This window comes from Enterobacter sp. CPE_E890 (genome assembly GCF_046521475.1).
GTDB classification, from domain to species: Bacteria; Pseudomonadota; Gammaproteobacteria; order Enterobacterales; family Enterobacteriaceae; genus Enterobacter; species Enterobacter adelaidei.
In genome coordinates this window covers 85094-102670 of sequence record NZ_JBKFZW010000003.1, presented here as the reverse complement: position 1 = coordinate 102670, position 17577 = coordinate 85094, and the positions used below count along the sequence as shown (strand labels likewise).

At 48.1% G+C, this 17577-nt stretch carries 25 protein-coding genes and 5 pseudogenes; 22 read left to right on the top strand and 8 right to left on the bottom strand.

Annotation, left to right across the window (positions count from 1 at the left end):
• Positions 1–40 precede the first annotated feature (40 nt).
• Together ACLHV9_RS26230 and ydfV are read right to left on the bottom strand one after the other, a co-directional pair.
• Positions 41–406 carry a hypothetical protein gene (locus ACLHV9_RS26230; RefSeq protein WP_009651956.1) on the bottom strand — a complete coding sequence of 122 codons (366 nt, stop codon included), beginning with the start codon at positions 404–406 and terminating at the stop codon, positions 41–43.
• A gap of 127 nt (positions 407–533) precedes the next feature.
• Positions 534–632: pseudogene (ydfV, locus tag ACLHV9_RS26225) on the bottom strand (protein YdfV); the annotation flags it as partial.
• A 24-nt stretch (positions 633–656) separates the two neighbouring features.
• On the opposite strand from ydfV, the gene relB reads away from it, so the two are divergent.
• Positions 657–896 carry a type II toxin-antitoxin system antitoxin RelB gene (gene relB, locus ACLHV9_RS26220; RefSeq protein ID WP_004196370.1) on the top strand — a complete coding sequence of 80 codons (240 nt, stop codon included), beginning with the start codon at positions 657–659 and terminating at the stop codon, positions 894–896.
• Positions 896–1183, top strand: a complete 288-nt coding sequence (relE, locus tag ACLHV9_RS26215) for a type II toxin-antitoxin system mRNA interferase RelE (protein ID WP_000323025.1) — start codon at positions 896–898, stop codon at positions 1181–1183. The genes relB and relE overlap by 1 nt, the downstream gene beginning before the upstream one ends.
• A 50-nt stretch (positions 1184–1233) precedes the next feature.
• Here the strand turns inward: relE and ACLHV9_RS26210 are convergent.
• Positions 1234–2268, bottom strand: a pseudogene (locus ACLHV9_RS26210) (IS481 family transposase); the annotation flags it as partial.
• Between the two features lie 100 nt (positions 2269–2368).
• On the opposite strand from ACLHV9_RS26210, the pseudogene ACLHV9_RS26205 reads away from it, so the two are divergent.
• The 3 genes and pseudogenes from ACLHV9_RS26205 to ACLHV9_RS26195 form a co-directional block, all read left to right on the top strand.
• Positions 2369–2431 (top strand): annotated as a pseudogene (locus ACLHV9_RS26205) (hypothetical protein); the annotation flags it as partial.
• Positions 2403–2501, top strand: a pseudogene (locus tag ACLHV9_RS26200) (Hok/Gef family protein); the annotation flags it as partial. The pseudogenes ACLHV9_RS26205 and ACLHV9_RS26200, both read left to right, overlap by 29 nt.
• A 94-nt stretch (positions 2502–2595) precedes the next feature.
• Entirely contained in the window at positions 2596–3804 is a 1209-nt protein-coding gene (locus ACLHV9_RS26195; protein ID WP_015386429.1) for an IS256 family transposase, read from the top strand.
• Positions 3805–4085: 281 nt separating this feature from the next.
• On the opposite strand, the gene ACLHV9_RS26190 is transcribed toward ACLHV9_RS26195, so the two are convergent.
• Positions 4086–4217, bottom strand: coding sequence for a hypothetical protein (locus ACLHV9_RS26190; RefSeq protein ID WP_255344245.1), 132 nt, complete (start codon positions 4215–4217; stop codon positions 4086–4088).
• Between the two features lie 397 nt (positions 4218–4614).
• Between ACLHV9_RS26190 and ACLHV9_RS26185 the strand changes: the two genes are divergently transcribed.
• Positions 4615–5436 carry a DUF932 domain-containing protein gene (locus tag ACLHV9_RS26185; protein WP_023332864.1) on the top strand — a complete coding sequence of 274 codons (822 nt, stop codon included), beginning with the start codon at positions 4615–4617 and terminating at the stop codon, positions 5434–5436.
• A 65-nt stretch (positions 5437–5501) separates the two neighbouring features.
• Complete coding sequence (locus tag ACLHV9_RS26180; RefSeq protein WP_023332865.1) at positions 5502–5810, top strand: DUF5983 family protein; 309 nt, start codon at positions 5502–5504, stop codon at positions 5808–5810.
• Between the two features lie 32 nt (positions 5811–5842).
• On the opposite strand, the gene ACLHV9_RS26175 is transcribed toward ACLHV9_RS26180, so the two are convergent.
• Positions 5843–6328: a transglycosylase SLT domain-containing protein gene (locus ACLHV9_RS26175; protein ID WP_032629900.1), complete on the bottom strand. Its 486-nt coding sequence runs from the start codon at positions 6326–6328 to the stop codon at positions 5843–5845.
• A gap of 422 nt (positions 6329–6750) precedes the next feature.
• On the opposite strand from ACLHV9_RS26175, the gene traM reads away from it, so the two are divergent.
• The 15 genes and pseudogenes from traM to ACLHV9_RS26100 form a co-directional block, all read left to right on the top strand.
• Positions 6751–7137 (top strand): conjugal transfer relaxosome DNA-binding protein TraM, encoded by a 387-nt coding sequence (gene traM, locus ACLHV9_RS26170; RefSeq protein ID WP_001568107.1) that lies wholly within the window; start codon positions 6751–6753, stop codon positions 7135–7137.
• Between the two features lie 219 nt (positions 7138–7356).
• On the top strand, positions 7357–8046 hold the full coding sequence (locus ACLHV9_RS26165) for a helix-turn-helix domain-containing protein (RefSeq protein WP_001568106.1): 690 nt from the start codon (positions 7357–7359) through the stop codon (positions 8044–8046).
• Positions 8047–8220: 174 nt separating this feature from the next.
• On the top strand, positions 8221–8385 hold the full coding sequence (locus ACLHV9_RS26160; RefSeq protein WP_071594636.1) for a TraY domain-containing protein: 165 nt from the start codon (positions 8221–8223) through the stop codon (positions 8383–8385).
• A 78-nt stretch (positions 8386–8463) separates the two neighbouring features.
• Complete coding sequence (gene traA, locus ACLHV9_RS26155) at positions 8464–8832, top strand: type IV conjugative transfer system pilin TraA (RefSeq protein ID WP_001568105.1); 369 nt, start codon at positions 8464–8466, stop codon at positions 8830–8832.
• A gap of 79 nt (positions 8833–8911) precedes the next feature.
• Positions 8912–9280, top strand: coding sequence for a type IV conjugative transfer system pilin TraA (traA, locus tag ACLHV9_RS26150; RefSeq protein ID WP_001568104.1), 369 nt, complete (start codon positions 8912–8914; stop codon positions 9278–9280).
• Between the two features lie 13 nt (positions 9281–9293).
• The gene (gene traL, locus ACLHV9_RS26145) at positions 9294–9599 is read left to right on the top strand and encodes a type IV conjugative transfer system protein TraL (protein ID WP_024191986.1); all 306 of its coding nucleotides are present in this window, start codon (positions 9294–9296) and stop codon (positions 9597–9599) included.
• Positions 9600–9617: 18 nt separating this feature from the next.
• Positions 9618–10184 (top strand): type IV conjugative transfer system protein TraE, encoded by a 567-nt coding sequence (gene traE / locus ACLHV9_RS26140; protein ID WP_001568102.1) that lies wholly within the window; start codon positions 9618–9620, stop codon positions 10182–10184.
• Positions 10171–10911: a type-F conjugative transfer system secretin TraK gene (gene traK / locus ACLHV9_RS26135; protein ID WP_001568101.1), complete on the top strand. Its 741-nt coding sequence runs from the start codon at positions 10171–10173 to the stop codon at positions 10909–10911. Before traE ends, traK begins: the two co-directional genes overlap by 14 nt.
• Complete coding sequence (traB, locus tag ACLHV9_RS26130; protein WP_001568100.1) at positions 10911–12323, top strand: F-type conjugal transfer pilus assembly protein TraB; 1413 nt, start codon at positions 10911–10913, stop codon at positions 12321–12323. The genes traK and traB overlap by 1 nt, the downstream gene beginning before the upstream one ends.
• On the top strand, positions 12316–12552 hold the full coding sequence (locus tag ACLHV9_RS26125; protein ID WP_001568098.1) for a hypothetical protein: 237 nt from the start codon (positions 12316–12318) through the stop codon (positions 12550–12552). The genes traB and ACLHV9_RS26125 overlap by 8 nt, the downstream gene beginning before the upstream one ends.
• Before the next feature lie 18 nt (positions 12553–12570).
• Complete coding sequence (gene traV / locus ACLHV9_RS26120) at positions 12571–13140, top strand: type IV conjugative transfer system lipoprotein TraV (RefSeq protein ID WP_001568094.1); 570 nt, start codon at positions 12571–12573, stop codon at positions 13138–13140.
• A gap of 113 nt (positions 13141–13253) precedes the next feature.
• Positions 13254–13667 (top strand): hypothetical protein, encoded by a 414-nt coding sequence (locus ACLHV9_RS26115; protein WP_001568093.1) that lies wholly within the window; start codon positions 13254–13256, stop codon positions 13665–13667.
• A 4-nt stretch (positions 13668–13671) separates the two neighbouring features.
• On the top strand, positions 13672–14070 hold the full coding sequence (locus ACLHV9_RS26110; protein ID WP_001568092.1) for a hypothetical protein: 399 nt from the start codon (positions 13672–13674) through the stop codon (positions 14068–14070).
• 1 nt (position 14071) lies between these two features.
• Complete coding sequence (locus ACLHV9_RS26105) at positions 14072–14458, top strand: hypothetical protein (RefSeq protein WP_001568091.1); 387 nt, start codon at positions 14072–14074, stop codon at positions 14456–14458.
• Positions 14459–14533: 75 nt separating this feature from the next.
• Positions 14534–15193 (top strand): annotated as a pseudogene (locus ACLHV9_RS26100) (TraC family protein); the annotation flags it as partial.
• 23 nt (positions 15194–15216) lie between these two features.
• On the opposite strand, the gene tnpC reads toward ACLHV9_RS26100, so the two are convergent.
• Genes tnpC through tnpA form a run of 3 tightly spaced genes read right to left on the bottom strand, consistent with a single transcriptional unit; the run spans position 15217 to position 17529 of the window.
• Positions 15217–16755 carry an IS66 family transposase gene (gene tnpC, locus ACLHV9_RS26095; protein ID WP_003843773.1) on the bottom strand — a complete coding sequence of 513 codons (1539 nt, stop codon included), beginning with the start codon at positions 16753–16755 and terminating at the stop codon, positions 15217–15219.
• A 49-nt stretch (positions 16756–16804) separates the two neighbouring features.
• Complete coding sequence (gene tnpB / locus ACLHV9_RS26090; RefSeq protein ID WP_003843771.1) at positions 16805–17152, bottom strand: IS66 family insertion sequence element accessory protein TnpB; 348 nt, start codon at positions 17150–17152, stop codon at positions 16805–16807.
• A complete protein-coding gene (gene tnpA, locus ACLHV9_RS26085) occupies positions 17149–17529 on the bottom strand; it encodes an IS66-like element accessory protein TnpA (RefSeq protein WP_032939119.1) in 381 nt (126 codons plus the stop codon). The genes tnpB and tnpA overlap by 4 nt, the downstream gene beginning before the upstream one ends.
• Positions 17530–17577: the final 48 nt, after the last annotated feature.

Here is a 17577-nt window from a genome sequence, read left to right as displayed (position 1 = left end):
AATCCTTACATGTTGAATAATAACGAATTAGCAGAAGTTATTACGCAGACAGGATTCTCGGAGGGCGTTCGGGGGTGGACTGCGGCATTTGCAGTATTTGTTCTGAACTCAACGCATATATCACCCGCATGCCCGGATTCCATGCGTGCAGAGTAGGCAGAGCAAAGAGTTTATTCAGATCGTGGGAATGATCGGCATTGAGGTGATGCACGCTACCGTGGGAGTGAAACAACAATGGATCGTGCTCATTCAGTGGTTCATCGCTGTCGTGTTGATGGTCACTGATGGACGTTGTTTCCTGAACGCTGTATGCAGCCTGTGGCTTTGCCATAAACGAACTGCTCAGCACGGCAACAGCCATGATGATAAGCACGATTCTGGAAATGACTTCACGGCTGATAAACACAGTTAACGGCATCCTGATGATACAAAGTAACAACGTGCGTAATGTATCCGCTATGCTGGCTTGATTTCAATAGTTGTTTTGAGTTTGGTTTTGTCTGAAATGTTCAACAAATCCTGCCGTCCACTTCTGGCACAAAGCGGACAGTGATCACCGTTCTTACGACTACTTTCTGACTTACTTCGTGACTTGCCCTAAGCATGTTGTAGTGCGATACTTGTAATGACATTTGTAATTACAAGGGGTGTAAGACATGGGTAGCATTAACCTACGTATTGACGATGAACTTAAAGCGCGTTCTTACGCCGCGCTTGAAAAAATGGGCGTAACTCCTTCTGAAGCGCTTCGTCTCATGCTCGAGTATATCGCTGACAATGAACGCTTGCCGTTCAAACAGACACTCCTGAGTGATGAAGATGCTGAACTTGTGGAGATAGTGAAAGAACGACTTTGTAATCCTAAGCCAGTACGTGTGACGCTGGATGAACTCTGATGGCGTATTTTCTGGATTTTGACGAGCGGGCACTAAAGGAATGGCGAAAGCTGGGCTCGACGGTACGTGAACAGTTGAAAAAGAAGCTGGTTGAAGTACTTGAGTCACCCCGGATTGAAGCAAACAAGCTCCGTGGTATGCCTGATTGTTACAAGATTAAGCTCCGGTCTTCAGGCTATCGCCTTGTATACCAGGTTATAGACGAGAAAGTTGTCGTTTTCGTGATTTCTGTTGGGAAAAGAGAACGCTCGGAAGTATATAGCGAGGCGGTCAAACGCATTCTCTGAACCAAAGCATGACATCTCTGTTTCGCACCGATGGTGACACTTCTGCTTGTATGGGTCCACCACATATTGCAATTTTTACTCTCACGTAAAATATAGTCCACTGGCGTCATCAGTTCGAGTGATTTATGTGGCCTTTTGCTGTTATACAGCACCAGATATTCAGCCATTCTTTGATTAAACAAATTCAGGTCCTCAAAAAGCAACAATTCATTGAATTCAATAAATTGTTCTCTAAGTGTCCGGTTAAATCGCTCACAGGTCGCATTCATTTTCGGTGTGTACGGATAGGTCCAGATGTGTTTAATCGAGGCTTCCTGTAGCGTTTTATCAAAGTTACCGAGGAACTCCTTACCGTTGTCAGTGACAACTTGTCTGATAGCGACAGGAAAGAGCTTTGTGGCCTTGCTGAAGAAATGGCTGGTAATATCGCTGTTGAGTGAAGGGACCGCCAGGGCCAGCGCATAGTCGCTGTGCTCGTCGATCATGGTAATGATATAGCGGCGTAGGTCCCCCATCCTGAGTTCAATCGCGTCCATCCCTATGAGTTCGCCTGTTTTTACCGGGCGGTATTGTTTTGGTCTTCTGGGCTTCACTGAGCGTTTTTTTATCAACCGGGCTTTGCCCCTGGCGCTGAGGCGTACGGGGATCATCCGCATTTTATCGTGAGCACCAGCAATGATTCTTCCAATGGTTGACGTGCTGGGACAGGTAAAATGCCGCGCTTCACACCATGGTTTCAGCCTGACAAAAATCTGCTCTTTGCCGAGATTGGGTAACTCAGTTCTCAGACGCCTGATCTCCTTGAGTACATCAGGATGCCAGTGCCTTGAACGGCGAACCAGAGGGGCTTTGCTTCTTGGAATTAGTGCTTCTGGACCACCGGTGCGCAGTAACCGGCGCCACCAGTAGAGTGTTCGCGTTGATACGTCAAAAGCATCAGTTGCGGCACGGATCCCGTGCTTATCCCAGAAGTTCAGAGCCTTCATTCTTAACTTCGCAATCTCGGGCATAAGAGAGTGTTTCATCGCATAAGCAGTTGCTCGGTAATACCCAAAATAGCCGACACCGATATGCTGCATCAACATCTGGCAATCCCTCCTTTAGTGTTCTGAGGCAATTGCAATATCTGTGTGAACTTACACAGGAGGAGTAAACCGTGAAACTGCCGCGAAGTACCGTTATCTGGTGCGTACTGATAGTGTGTCTCACACTGCTGATATTCACTTACCTGACGCGAAAATCGCTTTGCGAAATTCGCCTGAAGGACGGACAACGGGAGGTCGCTGCAATTCTGGCTTACGAATCCAACGGTAAGTAGCAACCTGGAGGCGGGGGAAGCCGAGTCTGTACATAAATTTGTGTAATTGCCTGATTTTGATATGTTCAATCCAACATCAAAAGCAGGTTAATTTATGGACGAAAAACAGTTGCAGGCTCTGGCTAACGAACTGGCCAAAAATCTCAAAACCCCTGACGATCTCAACCAGTTCGATCGCCTGCTGAAGAAAATCAGCGTTGAGGCGGCTCTCAACGCCGAAATGTCCCACCATCTGGGCTACGATAAAAATCAGCCCAAACTGGGGGCTAATTCCCGTAACGGCTATTCCACAAAGACCGTTACCACCGGCGATGGCCCTCTGGAACTACGTACCCCACGCGATCGTGATGGCTCCTTCGAACCCCAACTGGTGAAGAAAAACCAGACCCGCATTACCGGCATGGATAACCAGATTTTATCGTTGTATGCCAAAGGGATGACCACACGCGAGATCGCCGCCGCGTTCAAAGAGTTGTATGACGCGGATGTCTCACCCGCGCTGGTCTCAAAGGTCACCGATGCGGTCATGGAGCAGGTTGTCGAATGGCAAAATCGTCCGCTGGATGCAGTCTATCCCATTGTTTATCTTGACTGTATCGTCCTGAAAGTCCGACAGGATAGTCGTGTCATCAATAAATCAGTGTTCCTGGCGCTGGGCATTAATATCGAAGGCCAGAAAGAGTTGCTGGGGATGTGGCTGGCCGAAAATGAAGGGGCGAAGTTCTGGCTGAATGTGCTGACAGAATTGAAGAATCGTGGCCTGAACGATATCCTCATTGCCTGCGTTGACGGCCTGAAAGGTTTCCCGGACGCCATCAACGCGGTGTATCCGGAGGCCCGCATCCAGCTGTGCATCGTGCATATGGTGCGCAACAGCCTGCGGTTCGTCTCCTGGAAGGACTACAAAGCCGTCACCCGCGACCTGAAAGCGATTTACCAGGCACCGACGGAAGAAGCAGGCCAGCAGGCGCTGGAAGCGTTCGCCGCAGCCTGGGACAGCCGCTATCCGCAGATAAGCCGAAGCTGGCAGGCAAACTGGGCCAACCTGGCGACGTTCTTCGCTTACCCGGCAGACATCCGCAAAGTCATCTACACCACCAACGCCATAGAATCACTGAACAGCGTGATCCGGCATGCTATCAAAAAGCGTAAGGTGTTCCCGACGGACGACGCGGTGAAAAAGGTGGTGTGGCTGGCAATCCAGGCGGCCTCACAGAAATGGACGATGCCGCTGAGGGACTGGCGTATGGCAATGAGCCGCTTTATTATCGAGTTCGGTGACCGCCTGGACGGTCACTTCTGAGAAAAGGCATTTACACAGAATCGTGTACAGGGTCGGGAAGCCCCGCCTTTTCAGGGCTGAGTTGGTTTGACATGCCTGAAGCGCCTTTATGAAGGGGTTACCGGTTCGCCGGTAGCCCCTTTTTCCTGTCTGTTAATAACATCTGGCCCCCTTCGGCTCCTGATCAGCTGCGCTGCTCAGTCGTCGAGCCCCACTCCGCCAGGGCAGCTGCTGCGCACCTGCCGGGCTCCGCCGAACCCCTTCGGGTTTCGGGCCATACGGCTAGGGTCTGATGGCTGAGGTCAACGGCGCGCTTGCTGCGGCCGTTCCGGCCACGCCGCTTTCACCGTGCCGGCGATACAGCTGCCGTCACTCTGAAGGGCAACGCCGTTTCGCGCCCGCGCGTTCCGTCGTTGCGGCGGGTTCCTGCTCATATCCGCCCTGGTGCCGTATCACCCATTTGAGTCCTTTCGCCGGGGCTGAGACAAGCACAACCCGCCTGGCTGTCCAGGGACGGCTCTGCCTTTCGCAATAAATTTTTCCCGGCCATTCCGCTGCGCTTCATTAGACCGAAAAAAATTTCCCGCTCACCCCGGACATCTGCGTCGGGCCGTGCTCGTTTACGCCCTTGCGGCGAACGGCTCTCAAACGGGTGAAGGTAACAACCAGGGGGCAGGTTCAGCAGGTCCCCGCAAAACGTCAAAACCGCGGCCCCGGCAACTCAACGGGTGATGGTTTTAAAAGCTGGAAATCGTTAATGCCAAATCACCAGAAGTTATTTTTTGGCACTTTTTTATTAAACAGTAACTGAAAATAGATAAGGAGATTATTATGCGTTTGGCTTCTCGTTTTGGTCGTACTAATTCAATTCGCCAGGAACGTCCGTTAACAAACGATGAACTGATCCAGGTCGTGCCTTCTATTTTTTCTGAAGAAAAACACAACTCCCGTAGTGAACGTTACACCTATATCCCAACAATCACATTGCTGGATAAATTAAGGGATGAAGGTTTTCAACCGTTCTTTGCTTGTCAGTCAAGAGTAAGGGACGAGGATAAACGGGGACATACAAAACACATGGTACGTTTACGCCGGGAAGGCGGAAGCAAAGGAAAAGAAGTACCCGAAATTATTCTGCTTAACTCTCATGATGGGTCATCAAGCTACCAAATGATCCCAGGGATGTTTCGTTTTGTGTGTACCAATGGTCTTGTATGCGGAACATCCTTCGGAGAAATCCGCGTGCCTCATAAAGGTGACGTTGTCGGGCAGGTTATCGAAGGTGCTTATGAGGTTCTTGGTATTTTTGATAAAGTCGCGGAAAGTGTTGATGTGATGAAATCCATTACCTTAACAAAAGAAGAGCAACGACTTTTTGGCCTGGCTGCTCTGACATATAAGTATGATGACGAAACTAAAGCGCCTGTGAGTATTGAACAAATCATTCACCCACGTCGTTATGAAGATAAACAGGATGATATCTGGACAACATATCAACGTGTTCAGGAAAATATGATAAAAGGTGGATTGCCTGGTCGCACCCAGAAAGGAAAGAGAACGACAACACGACCCGTACAGGGAATCGATGGCGACGTAAAACTGAATAAAGCATTGTGGCTTATTGCTGAACAGTTCCGGGCGTTTAAAGGGTAAATAGCAATAGAGCCCGGGTGAGTTTTACCCGGGTTATCTCATCTGATAACACAGGCAGAATCTATATGTTCGAGTTTTCCGGCGTATGTATCAGTATTAGTCATATGGAAGAAAGTGACATCAGGGTACTTCAGGTGCTCTCATCTAATAACCATTCTTACGATGGTTATAATGAGTGGATTCACGATACACCGTATGGTTGTGTAATCAGAATGTATGATTTTAAACGGCATATTCTGGCGCTAAAGAGAGGTGGCGTATCAAGACTATTGCGTAAAAATCTCATTCGGATGAATCAGGAAAGAGGGTATCTTCTTTTCCATTTCGACAGTGATGCAGATTATTACCCAGGTATTGAATCTGTAGATTTTTGAAAAATAAAAGCCTTCTCTTGCGAGAAGGCTTTTTAGTTCATCGCTGTTTTCTGCTCATTAGCCCTTTGCTGTTTACTCGCTTTTATTGCTGAGTAGTAACGGTGGATCCTTTTTGCATACTCATAGCGCCTGGCTGCCTGACGTGGTGTCTTTCTGAACCCGGCATTGTAAGCCCCCACTGCTACCCATGAAACACCCCACTTATTGAACGCCTGCGCAAGATAATAAGCTCCGGTATAGATATTCATGCATGCATCGGTGAGAAGGTGATCGGGTTTAATTCCATACCGCGACAGTTCGTTGAAATGTTGTGAATCAATTTGCATAAGACCTGACCCATAACCTGAGACAGGATTGCGGCCGATCGCGTCAATTTTGAAATGCGACTCCTGCCAGGAAATTGCGCGTAGTAAATCAGGATCAATTTTGTAATCCCTTCCAGCCATGTCAAAACAGTCTGAAGCAGAAGTAATATCCGAAAATAATAAAAGTGTGATCGCCAGCGCCATTCCCTTCATGCTTTTCCCTCCGAGGCCAATTTCCGGAAATACGTTAACCCATCCCAGGCTAAGACTCAACTAATATGCACTCCTCACCACAAAATCACCACACCCCACGCAAAATTAAAATTTTGCAGATTGTTCTTTGGTTTCAGTTGCTTATGGTTAGTTATATTATGCTGTGTTATATATTGTTATATATATGCAAGTCGTCAAAGACTTTTCGGTGAGTTTTGTATGAGTCATATAAAACTCGCCTACAACTCGTCTATTAAAAATCAGTGGGTTAACCAGACTTAAGTCGGGACTTAAGTTGTTGAGTGAGTTGTATTGCAAGTTGCTTGAACTCTAGACTTAAGTTTAGAGTTGTTTTAATTGAATGATCACGATATCGTTGTGGCGAATATTGTTCTTGTCACCATATTAAGAAAGGAGTTCATATGGCTAGGGTTCAGGCATATCCCAGTGATGAGGTAGTCGATAAAATCAATGCCATAGTTGAAAAGAGAAGAGCTGAGGGTGCGAAGGAAAAAGATATTAGTTTTTCCAGTGTGGCCACAATGCTCCTTGAACTTGGTCTTAGGGTTTATGAAGCCCAGATGGAACGGAAGGAGTCCGGATTTAATCAGAAGGAGTTCAATAAAGTATTGCTTGAGAATGTTATGAAAACTCAGTTTACTATTTCGAAAGTACTGGCGATGGACTCTCTTAGCCCACATATAAATGGCGATGATCGTTTTGATTTCAAATCAATGGTTATGAATATACGAGACGATGCCAGAGAGGTTGTGGAAAGATTTTTCCCATCACAGGATGAGGAGGAATAAGATTGTTCCAGTCTCTGTATAGAGACTAATTAACTTTAGTATTTGTGCCTGTCTAAAGTTAATAAAAAAGAATAATGATCTAGGCGCTGGAAGTGACACGGAGAGTCAGGAGTTATAAAATGGAATTAGTGCAGTGATTAAAATTTGTTGAAGCGTTAGCGCCTGGGGTTTGCCCCCCCAGACGCCAACTATCCATAGTGTCCTTTAGTGGAGGCGCCTATGTGTGCGAAGGATCGTAGTCAAAATACGTTTGTCAGTCAAACGGATTCCATTCATTCTTTAGGTGAGATGCTTAACATTTCATCTTCCCTGTCATTTATTCGTAATGCCCGTGGTGAGTTAATTCACACCAGCCCACTTTTTGACAAGGTTTTCTTAACACGTACCGATGTTGACTCATGGTTTTCCTCTCTTCCACTTGAAACAGGTATGGAGTTGGTAAAGTCAGAGATTAATGTTTTATCAGAACGTTCTGCTTGCATTGTTAGAGATGTTCGCATCGATGGCTACGTATGGGATGTTTTTATAGAAAGCCTATCAGTTAATAATGAGTTCTACAGTAAATGGGTCTTTGTCAGGGAAACCTACGATGTTGGATTTATTTCTAACCCTTTTGCTGACGTGGGGAGAAAAATTGAAAAGTATATCTCTAGTTTGTCTTCAAGAAAGGATGATAAATGGAAAATACTCAATTTGTATGCCATAGGTTTAACACATTCAAAAATTTCTGCTATCACTGGCGTATCAGAAAAAACATCAAGAAATGTTGTGAGTGATTTTAATAAAGAATTTGCTTTCGATAGCAGGGATAACCTTATACTCTCGTTATTTTATTCTGTAAGTTATTACAGGCTGGCAATGAATATCATGGATATATTAAAGCCTTGTGTTAATGATTTGTTAAAGTGATAGGGACATTTCCGGTAAGGGAATGTAAAAATAATTTACTCACATTCCCTGGATTATTTGTTTACTTTAGTCGTTCGTAATGTAAAGATTTATTATGTGATATTAATATTTCTATGGGAGGCATGATTGGCAAGAGCGGTTAGGAGTAACTCAAGACCAGCACCAGGGCTTCATGTGCTTCTTCGTCTTGATGAAGATACAAATCGTCTTTTAATAAAAGCAAAAGACAGAAGTTCAAGAAGTAAGACTGCAGAAGCTTACATGCGTCTTAGAGACCATTTAGAGAGGTTTCCAGACTTCTATAATTCTGAAACTGTGGAGGGAAAAAAAGCACAATAAAACTTTCTTAAAATCAATGGACTGTTCTAAACAGGTTATGTCTGATATTTAAATCCATTTTATTCATTGGGTATAAACATGAATACTGTATTAACTGTGCAGGGTAGCTCTGTAGCTGTTGAAAACAAAAAGTCTGTTCTTTCGCGCATCTTTAATAAAAAGAATGTGCTGAAAGCTGCTAAAGGAATTTTGCCGCTTGCCGTTCTGGCTGCTGTATTCCCACAAGCAGCACTGGCCACTACTACCGGTACGGATTTAATGAAGACCGGTGATGGCACTGTAAAAGCAACTTTTGGTTCAGGTTCCAGTGTCGTGAAATGGGTGATTCTGGCTGAGGTTATTGTCGGCGGCATCATGTACATGATGACCAAAAACGTTAAGTTCCTGGCCGGTTTTGCCATCCTGTCGGTATTCGTTACCGTCGGCATGTCTGTTGCTGGATATTAATTTTCCTGCGGCAGATTTTCCCCTGTCTGTCGTTCTCCGGCAGATGTAATACCACTCGTTATTAAAGAAGGATTTTTACATGACTACAGCATTATCCATTCAGAGTGCTGAAATGAGTAAGGGTGTTAAGCCTTCTCTGCGTACCCGTCTCTTCAGCAAGGCCAAAATGCTGAAGGCGGCAAAAGCCGTTCTCCCTGTTGCTGTTCTTGCGGCAGCTTTCCCTGAAGTAGCGATGGCCACCACCACCGGTACCGATCTGATGAAGTCAGGTGACGGTACGGTTAAAGCCACATTTGGTAAAGGGTCAAGTGTCGTCAAGTGGGTGATCCTGGCGGAAGTTATCGTTGGCGGCATCATGTACATGATGACCAAAAACGTTAAGTTCCTGGCTGGCTTCGCCATTCTGTCGGTTTTTGTCACCGTCGGAATGTCGGTCGCTGGTTACTAAGAGGGCGTGAATGATGACCGGGGACGAACTCAAAAAGTACCGTTTCCCGGAAACATTGACGAACCAGTCCCGTTGGTTCGGTCTGTATCTCGATGAACTAATCCCGGCCGTAATCTGTCTCGGCTGGGGTTTCTGGACCAGTAAGTTTTTGTTCGGTCTGGTAGCGGCAATTCTGGTTTTCCTGGGCATCAAAAAACTGAAAAAAGGGCGGGGCAGTGCCTGGTTACGCGATTTGATTTACTGGTATCTGCCTACGTCCCTTCTTAAAGGGATTTTCCATGATGTCCCGGACTCCTGTTTCCGGCAGTGGATTAAATAATAGTACGGAGTAACTAACATGGAACACGGCGCTCGTCTCAGTACCACCCGTGTCATTGGTCTGGGGTTTATCTGTCTCGGTACCGTCACAGTACTGAGCCTGGCCACCAATGTTATTCAGGGCATCAATAACTACCGCCTGCAAAATGAGCAAAAGGTTGCGGTGACGCCCATGTTATATAACGCCCCTTTCGCGGTATCACAGAACCAGTCTGATGCATCCTATCTGGAACAGATGGGCCTGAGTTTTGTTTCATTGCGCCTGAATGTCACCCCTGAAACCGTGGATGCTCAACACGAACAGCTGCTGAAGTATGTGTATCCGGCATCGCAGAACAACCTGAAAATTCAGCTTGCTGAGGATGCAAAACGGATTAAGGACAATAACGTTAATTCCAGTTTTTACTGGACGTTTGTCCGTGCCTACCCGGTAGAAAACCGTGTTGAAATTCGAGGGGAGCTGAAGACCTGGATTGGGGATTCCAGGCCTTATTCAGAAATTAAACATTATGTTATTCAGTTTAACCGTTTAGATGGGATCAGCTGGCTGACACGTTTTGGAGAGGTGACTGATGAAAATCGTTAAACCCCTGTGTGTATCCGCCTGTCTGAGCCTTTGTCTGATGACACCGGCAATGTCTGCCACGGTAAGCGGAACGCTTGCACCCACAGTGGTACCACTGACAAATGGTGGTCAGGCAAACATCGCGGTCAGCAACACGGATCCTAATCTGTTTATGGTTCCGGGCGATCGCATCACCGCCATTAACAGTCTGGATGGCGGTCTGACGAACCAGGAGCAGACAGACAGTGGCGGAGCCATCCTGGCAACCGTCAGTAAAAAACCATTCACTTTCATTGTTGAGACAGAACGCGGACTGAATTTCTCAATTCGTGCCGTTCCGCGCGCGGGGGCAGGCCGGACTATTCAGCTGGTCTCCGAACTGGCCGGTACTCCCGGCCCGGCGAAGTCCTGGGAAGAGTCTTCACCGTATGAAAGCCTCCTGGTATCACTAAATCGTGCCGTTCGTCAGGGTGGAATGCCTGAAGGGTACCAGCCCGTTCCTGTCACGTCGGAAACCTTAACCGTTCCAGCAGGGCTGAGTGCAAAGGCAGAAAAAGTGTGGACAGGGCATCACCTGAAAGTGGTTCGTTATGCCGTGGATAACGTGTCGCTTTCTCCACGTATGGTCAAAGAAAGTGATTTCTGGCAGCCAGGTACGCGCGCCATCATGATCAGCGGGACAGCGGGTCCCCTGTTGAGTGGCGGACGCCTGCAGGTCTGGGTCACCACAGCAGAGGGAGATCGCTGATGGCCAACATTAATAAGCTGGTCAAGAACAAACAGTTTATGTGGCTGGGTGTCATCGCCGTATCTGCTGTCGCCATTATCGGTGGCGGTATGTATCTCTCTGATCTCGAGGTTGGTTCCGATGATGCCGCCCAGACGCAGAACGAACCCGCGCCGGACATGACGGGGGTAGTGGACAGTCGTTTCGATACCAAAGTTCAGCAACATGCGACAACTGAAATGCAGGCGACAGCAGCTGATCTGACAAAGCGTTTTGATGCACTTCAGAACGAAGTGAACCTGTTGAATAAAGGTCGCGGTGAAGATCAGAAGCGTATTGAGCAACTCACTACGGAAAACCAGGCAATGCAGGACCAGTTAAACAAGCTGGGTGTGAAGCCGACCACGACCAGTGGTGAGCCTGTTCCGAAACCACCGATCCCTGCACCGGGACCGGAGGGTGAGCCGCAACCGGCGAATTTCCCGCCGCAACCTGCAGGTGCTGTTCCACCACCCACGTCATTCTATCCGGGTAACGGGACTACACCGGCGCCACAGGTCAGTTATCAACCTGTACCGGCCCCTAACCAGATCCAACGACGTACATTCAGTTATGACAAAGGTAAGAAGGCAAAAACACTGCCGTACATTCCTTCAGGTAGTTTTGCGAAAAGCATTCTGATTGAAGGTGCGGATGCGAATGCCTCTGTCACCGGTAATGAATCTACGGTTCCGATGCAGGTCCGTCTGGTCGGCCGTGTGGAAATGCCTAACAGCAAAACTTATGACCTGACTGGCTGTTTTGTTGGCCTCGAAGCATATGGTGACGTTTCAAGTGAGCGCGCGATTGTCCGTACCCGAAATATCAGCTGCATCAAAGGTGATAAGACTATCGATCAGCCAATTTCAGGCCACGTTTCCTTTATGGGGAAAAACGGTGTGAAAGGTGAAGTCGTGATGCGTAACGGAAAAATCCTCGGCTGGGCGTGGGGAGCTGGTTTTGTTGATGGTATTGGTCAAGGGATGGAACGTGCGGCACAACCTTCTGTTGGAATTGGTGCGACGGCATCCGTTGGAGCCGGTGATGTGCTCAAAATGGGCGTTGGAGGAGGTGCATCTAAAGCAGCGCAGACACTGAGTGAGTATTACATCAAACGTGCAGAACAGTATCACCCTGTCATTCCAATTGGTGCCGGTAATGAGGTGACCGTTGTGTTCCAGGATGGATTCCAGTTGAAAACGATTGAAGAACTGGATGCAGAGAAAAACGGTAAGCAGCAGGAACAAAATCAGGAACAGCAGCCGCAACAACCTCAGCAGGCAGGTGCATCCCTGAACGGCTTCAGTACTGACCAGATGCTGAAACAACTCGGGAAATTAGATCCCCACCAGTTTTCACCTGGTGCCATGTCAGAGGGGAACAACAATGGCTAGGCAGAAAATGGAGAAAAGTAATCCGCTCCCGGAAACGTCTGGTCATACCGTTCCTGTCGGAGATACGGGGGCCGGCAAAACAACCATTATGTCGAAAATGGTATTTGCCTTGTCAGATACAAACCAACTGGAGAAAGTTTATGGTGCCATGAGTTCGGAAGAGAGAGACAGATTTACTCAGGAAATTAAAGCTAACACCCTATTCAGGATGAACCTGAAAAAGAGCTAATAACAGGCGGAGAATATTATGAAGGAATTAATTCTGTTAATTCCTCTGGGCAGCGCATTGCTTTTAACCGGATGCGCAGGAACGGAGACTGATTTTCAATGTAACGCAACAACATCGGATACCTGTATGACGATGGAACAGGCCAATGAAAAAGCTAAGGCGAAAGAGGAACGCAGTGAGGCAAAGCCGGTTGCGGCCGGGTTGCCTCGACTGGCTGACGGTAATTTCAGAACGACGTCAGTAAATTCATACCCGTTGCCGCCACAACCTGATTTAGTACAGGCGAAAGCCCCAGCGGCTGTAGTAGTAAATAAAAGTACCCCGTCATTATTAAATGTCAGGGGGTCGGTAAATAAGCCTGGGTATATACAACCCGTTACACCCCAGGTTATGCGTCCGGTGACAGTATCAACATTTACATCACCTCAAACTGTACCGGGCCAGTATCCGAGACCATTAAGAAAAGGTGAGCAGACAACATCATTATGGATCGCTCCCTATGTGGATTCCGATGATGTATATCATCAACCAACGACAGTGTTATTTGTGGTGACCCCATCAACCTGGGGACAACCTCGTCTTAATTAATTATCAGCGCCATGACTGGCGCTGCTGGAATGCTACTGCTGGATTAAAACGAGTGCCCTCTGCGTTGAAAGGGATGGGCGGTAGCGTGTTTGTGATGTCAGGGATTTCAGTTTATGGTGTTAAATATTGATTTTATAAAGTATCTGTATTTACTGATGAAAGAAGATTCATCGTATGTCATTCTGAGCATTGCCCTTTTTGGGGTGATTCCAGCACTGTTGATGTCAAGCGTATTACGGATTAAAAACAGAACGAAGCGCTTCCTGTCGTTAATCATTATTATGGTGGTTTCATTTGGAACTCTTTCATTGCTCCAACCAGAAAGTAAGTACAAAGCAATATTAATCAATAAGCAAAATACTGAATATACATTACAACACTGCAAAGTATCGGCATTTAACGCGCAGCCAGAAACACCATTTACCAGTGCAAAAGATGCCTGGTCTTGTCCGGATAGCGTAACACGGTATATGGATGTGAAATACAGGGATAATGGCATTCACAGCCTTTCTGATAAAAAGGAGTAACGGTATGCATGCTTACATAAACGGTATGGATGTGTGGTGGATTTTAGTCATTGATCTGGTGATGTTAATTGCAGGGATCATCGGGGTGTTCTTAGCACTTATTCTTCCCGAACATTATCAATTCAGGGGCAAGCTTTTTCTGACAGGCGCGTTCACTGCGATTATTGGCATTGCAATCTGTTTCGTTATGGTGAGGTTAACCTATAGTGCCAGCGAGATCGATGCTGGCCGGCACTGGAAAACAGAGTGCTCACTTATTGAAGCCAATGTGCAGACCGGTTTTTTGAATGACGCCGTCAACAAATTAAGGTGTGAGGGAGTTATTGTTAATGTTCCGGTGTATGCCTATGAGGCCTACACTGAACAGTGGCAGTTATTACAAAAGAAAAAAGGTGGGGAATAAAATGACTTTCCTGAAAAGATATGGCTTTCTAATTTATCCTCTAATGTACTGGTCTGTTTATCTCACTTTGAGGTATCTGCTAACTAAATCTCCAGATCAAAGTACAGAGGAGTTTCATACCACTTTGCGTCGTGAGCTGGTTTTTATTATATGTAGCCTTGGTGTGTATTATTTCTTGTGTGTGTCGGTAACGAGTTATTATGAGGTTCTTCGTCTCGGTATCTTATCAACACTGATTATTCATAGTGCATTGCTCATTATCACGCTTCTGGTATCACTCTGGAACGGAAAGATTGTTATGGGTGAGGTGATATTTGCACAGTTGATGGCGGCAAGAATAATTCTTTTCTTTATGCCGTTTACTTTATTTTATTATCGGGAAAGATAAATATCGAGCATCTTGACTTTCCCCCTCAAAAAAAATATGAAAATCTATTTTTGTTCCTCAAGAAGGAGTTAACCTGTGAGTCTGAACCCTATTGAGTCGGTAGCCAAAGCAGTTAATACATTACTCACAGCGCTGAAGCTACCTGATGAATCTGCAAAAGCAAATGATGTTCTGGCCAGTATGGATTTCCCTCAATTCAGTCGCGTTCTGCCATATAAGGATTACGACAGTGAAACAGGGTTGTTTATTAACCAGAAGACAGTCGGTTTTATTCTGGAAGCCAGGCCTCTACCAGGCGCCAATGAACATATTGTAGGTTCGCTTGAGAACCTGCTGAGAACGAAATTACCGCGTAATGTTCCGGTCACCATTAATCTGGTTTCCAGCAAGCTGGTTGGCGATGATATCGAATATGGCCTCCGTGAGTTCAGCTGGAGTGGTCCTCAGGCAGAAAAGTTTAACGCCATTACGCGAGCCTATTATGTGCGTGCAGCAGAGAAGCATTTTGCGCTGCCACCGGGAATGGATTTACCGCTGACGCTCAGAAACTACCGTGTATTTATCTCCTGCAGCATGCCGCGTAAGAAAAATTCGAATGCGCAAATCATCGAGCTTCAGAACCAGGTCAAGATAATCCGGGCCTCACTGCTTGGCGCGCAAATACCGACTAAGGCACTGGATGAGAAGGGCCTTGTGGAAATGGTCAGTGAACTGATTAATCGTAAGCGTACAGCGAGAACCGTATTGACGGGAACGGGTTATTCAGTTGGCAGGGTTATTCGCCAGGGTAACAGTTCGCTGACCTGATTGACCGGCCAGTCAGCTATGACGTTGAGCACATGACAGAGATACCTCTCTGGCTCCACGCCGTTCAGTTTGCACGTCCCGATCAGGCTGTACAGCAGTGCTCCGCGCTCACCACCGTGGTCAGAGCCGAAGAACAAGAAGTTTTTGCGGCCCAGGCTGACCGTCCGCAGCGCATTTTCAGCGATATTGTTATCGGCTTCAGCCCAGCCATCGTCTGCATAGTACGTCAGTGCTGGCCACTGGTTCAGTGCGTACGCGAACGCCTTCGCCAGCTCTGAGTGTCGCGACAGCGTTTTCATCTTTTCACGCAGCCAGCTTTCCAGGGATTTCAGTCGCGGTTTAGCTTTCTGCTGACGCTCACCAAGACGCTGCTCTGCCGGCATTCCCCGTATTTCAGCCTCGATAGCATACAGTTCGCCTATCCGTTTCAGGGCTTCCTCCGTCAGCACTGATGGAGTACGAACGTGCACATCATGGATCTTGCGGCGGGCGTGAGCCCAGCAGGCTGCTTCAGTTATCTGTCCATTGCGGTACAGCTCGTTGAACCCGGCGTACGCATCCGCCTGCAGAACACCGCTGAAGCCCGCAAGATGGCTCTGCGGATGGATGCCTTTTCTGTCCGGGCTGTAAGCGAACCACACGGCCGGCGCCAGCGCTGACCCGGCGTTGCGGTCGTCGCGAACGTACGTCCACAACCGCCCGGTCTTCGTCTTTTTATTACCTGGTAACAGTACCGGGACGGGCGTGTCATCGGCGTGGAGTTTGCCACCCATCAGGACATAGTCCTGAAGCGCCTCTTCCAGCGGCGACAGTAGCCGGCAGCATGCATCCACCCAGCCCGACAGCAGTGAGCGACTCAGTTCCACGCCCTGGCGGCCGTATATTTCAGACTGGCGGTACAGTGGTGTGTGCTCTGCATACTTTGAGGTCAGCACGCGGGCCAGCAACCCCGGGCCGGCGATACCCCGCTCAATGGGCCGTGAAGGCGCCGCTGCCTGCACGATCGCATCGCACTGAGTACAGGCATGTTTTTCACGTACTGTCCGGATAACCCGGAAGGCGCTGCGCATCAGCTCCAGCTGTTCGGCGGCATCTTCACCCAGGTAACTCAGCGAACCACCGCACTCCGGGCAACAGGATTCTGCCGGAAGCATACGCTTTTCATCACGCGGGAGTGATTCGGGGAACGGTCTGCGGGTGCGGGTCTGACGCAGCGAGCGCTGCACTTCCGGGTCATCCACACGACCGGTCAGCGTATCGCTTTCTTTCTGAAGCACCTTCAGGTCAGCTTCCATCTGTGCGATACGACGGGATACTTTTTCGGAACGGCTGCCGAAGTTCATCCGGCGGAGTTTATCCAGCTGCGCCTGCAGGTGGTCTATTTCGCGCTCACGGTCGGCCAGCTTTTCCAGCAGGGCGCGGTTCAGCGCTTCCTGTTCGGCAAGCCGCTGTTTCAGCAGAAGGATTTCGTCAGAAGAGGTGTCGTTCATAAGCCCGTATTTTACCAGGCTTATTCAGCAACAACCAGGATAAAGAGGCCTACAACATGGTCAGAGATGTCAGCAACCGTTTAGGTTGTCGCCAGTCGATGCCTTCCATCAGCATCGCCAGCTGGGCCGGGGTCAGGAACACTTTGCCATCACGGGCAGAGGGCCAGGCGAAGCGACCACGCTCCAGCCGTTTGGTCAGCAGGCACAGCCCGTCGCCGGTGGACCACAGCAGTTTGACCTGGTTGCCGCTGCGACCCCGGAAGATGAAGACGTGGCCGGACATCGGATCGTCTTTCAGCGCCGTCTGTACTTTTGCGGCAAGACCGTTGAAGCCATTTCTCATATCAGTGGTACCGGCAACCAGCCAGATTTTGGTACCTGTTGGTAACGGGATCATCGCTTCAGCTCCTGTATCAGCAGAGCCAGGAACTTTTCGCTGACAGTGCCGTTGAGGCGGAGCGTCCCGTGCCGGAACGTTATCTCACAGCTGATACTGAGGGCTTCCGGGCTCTCAGTGGGCGGCTCTGGCTGTACGTCAGCGGCATCGAGAGTCACAGGAAGTAGCTGCGGGTTCTCTGAAGAAGGTAATAGCAGCTTTCCCTCGCGCCATTGTTGGCGCCATTTGAACAGCAGATTGGCGTTAATGCCATTTTCAAGCGCCAGTTTTGAGATGGATGTTCCTGGTTCGCAGGAGGCAGCAACGAGTTGTTGCTTAAACTCAGGAGAATAATTAGGGCAGCCTTTTCGCCTGCCGGGAGTCACATTTTTCTGCATATCTGACACTTTGGTTCCCACTACTTATTTGGTGGACACCACTTTGTC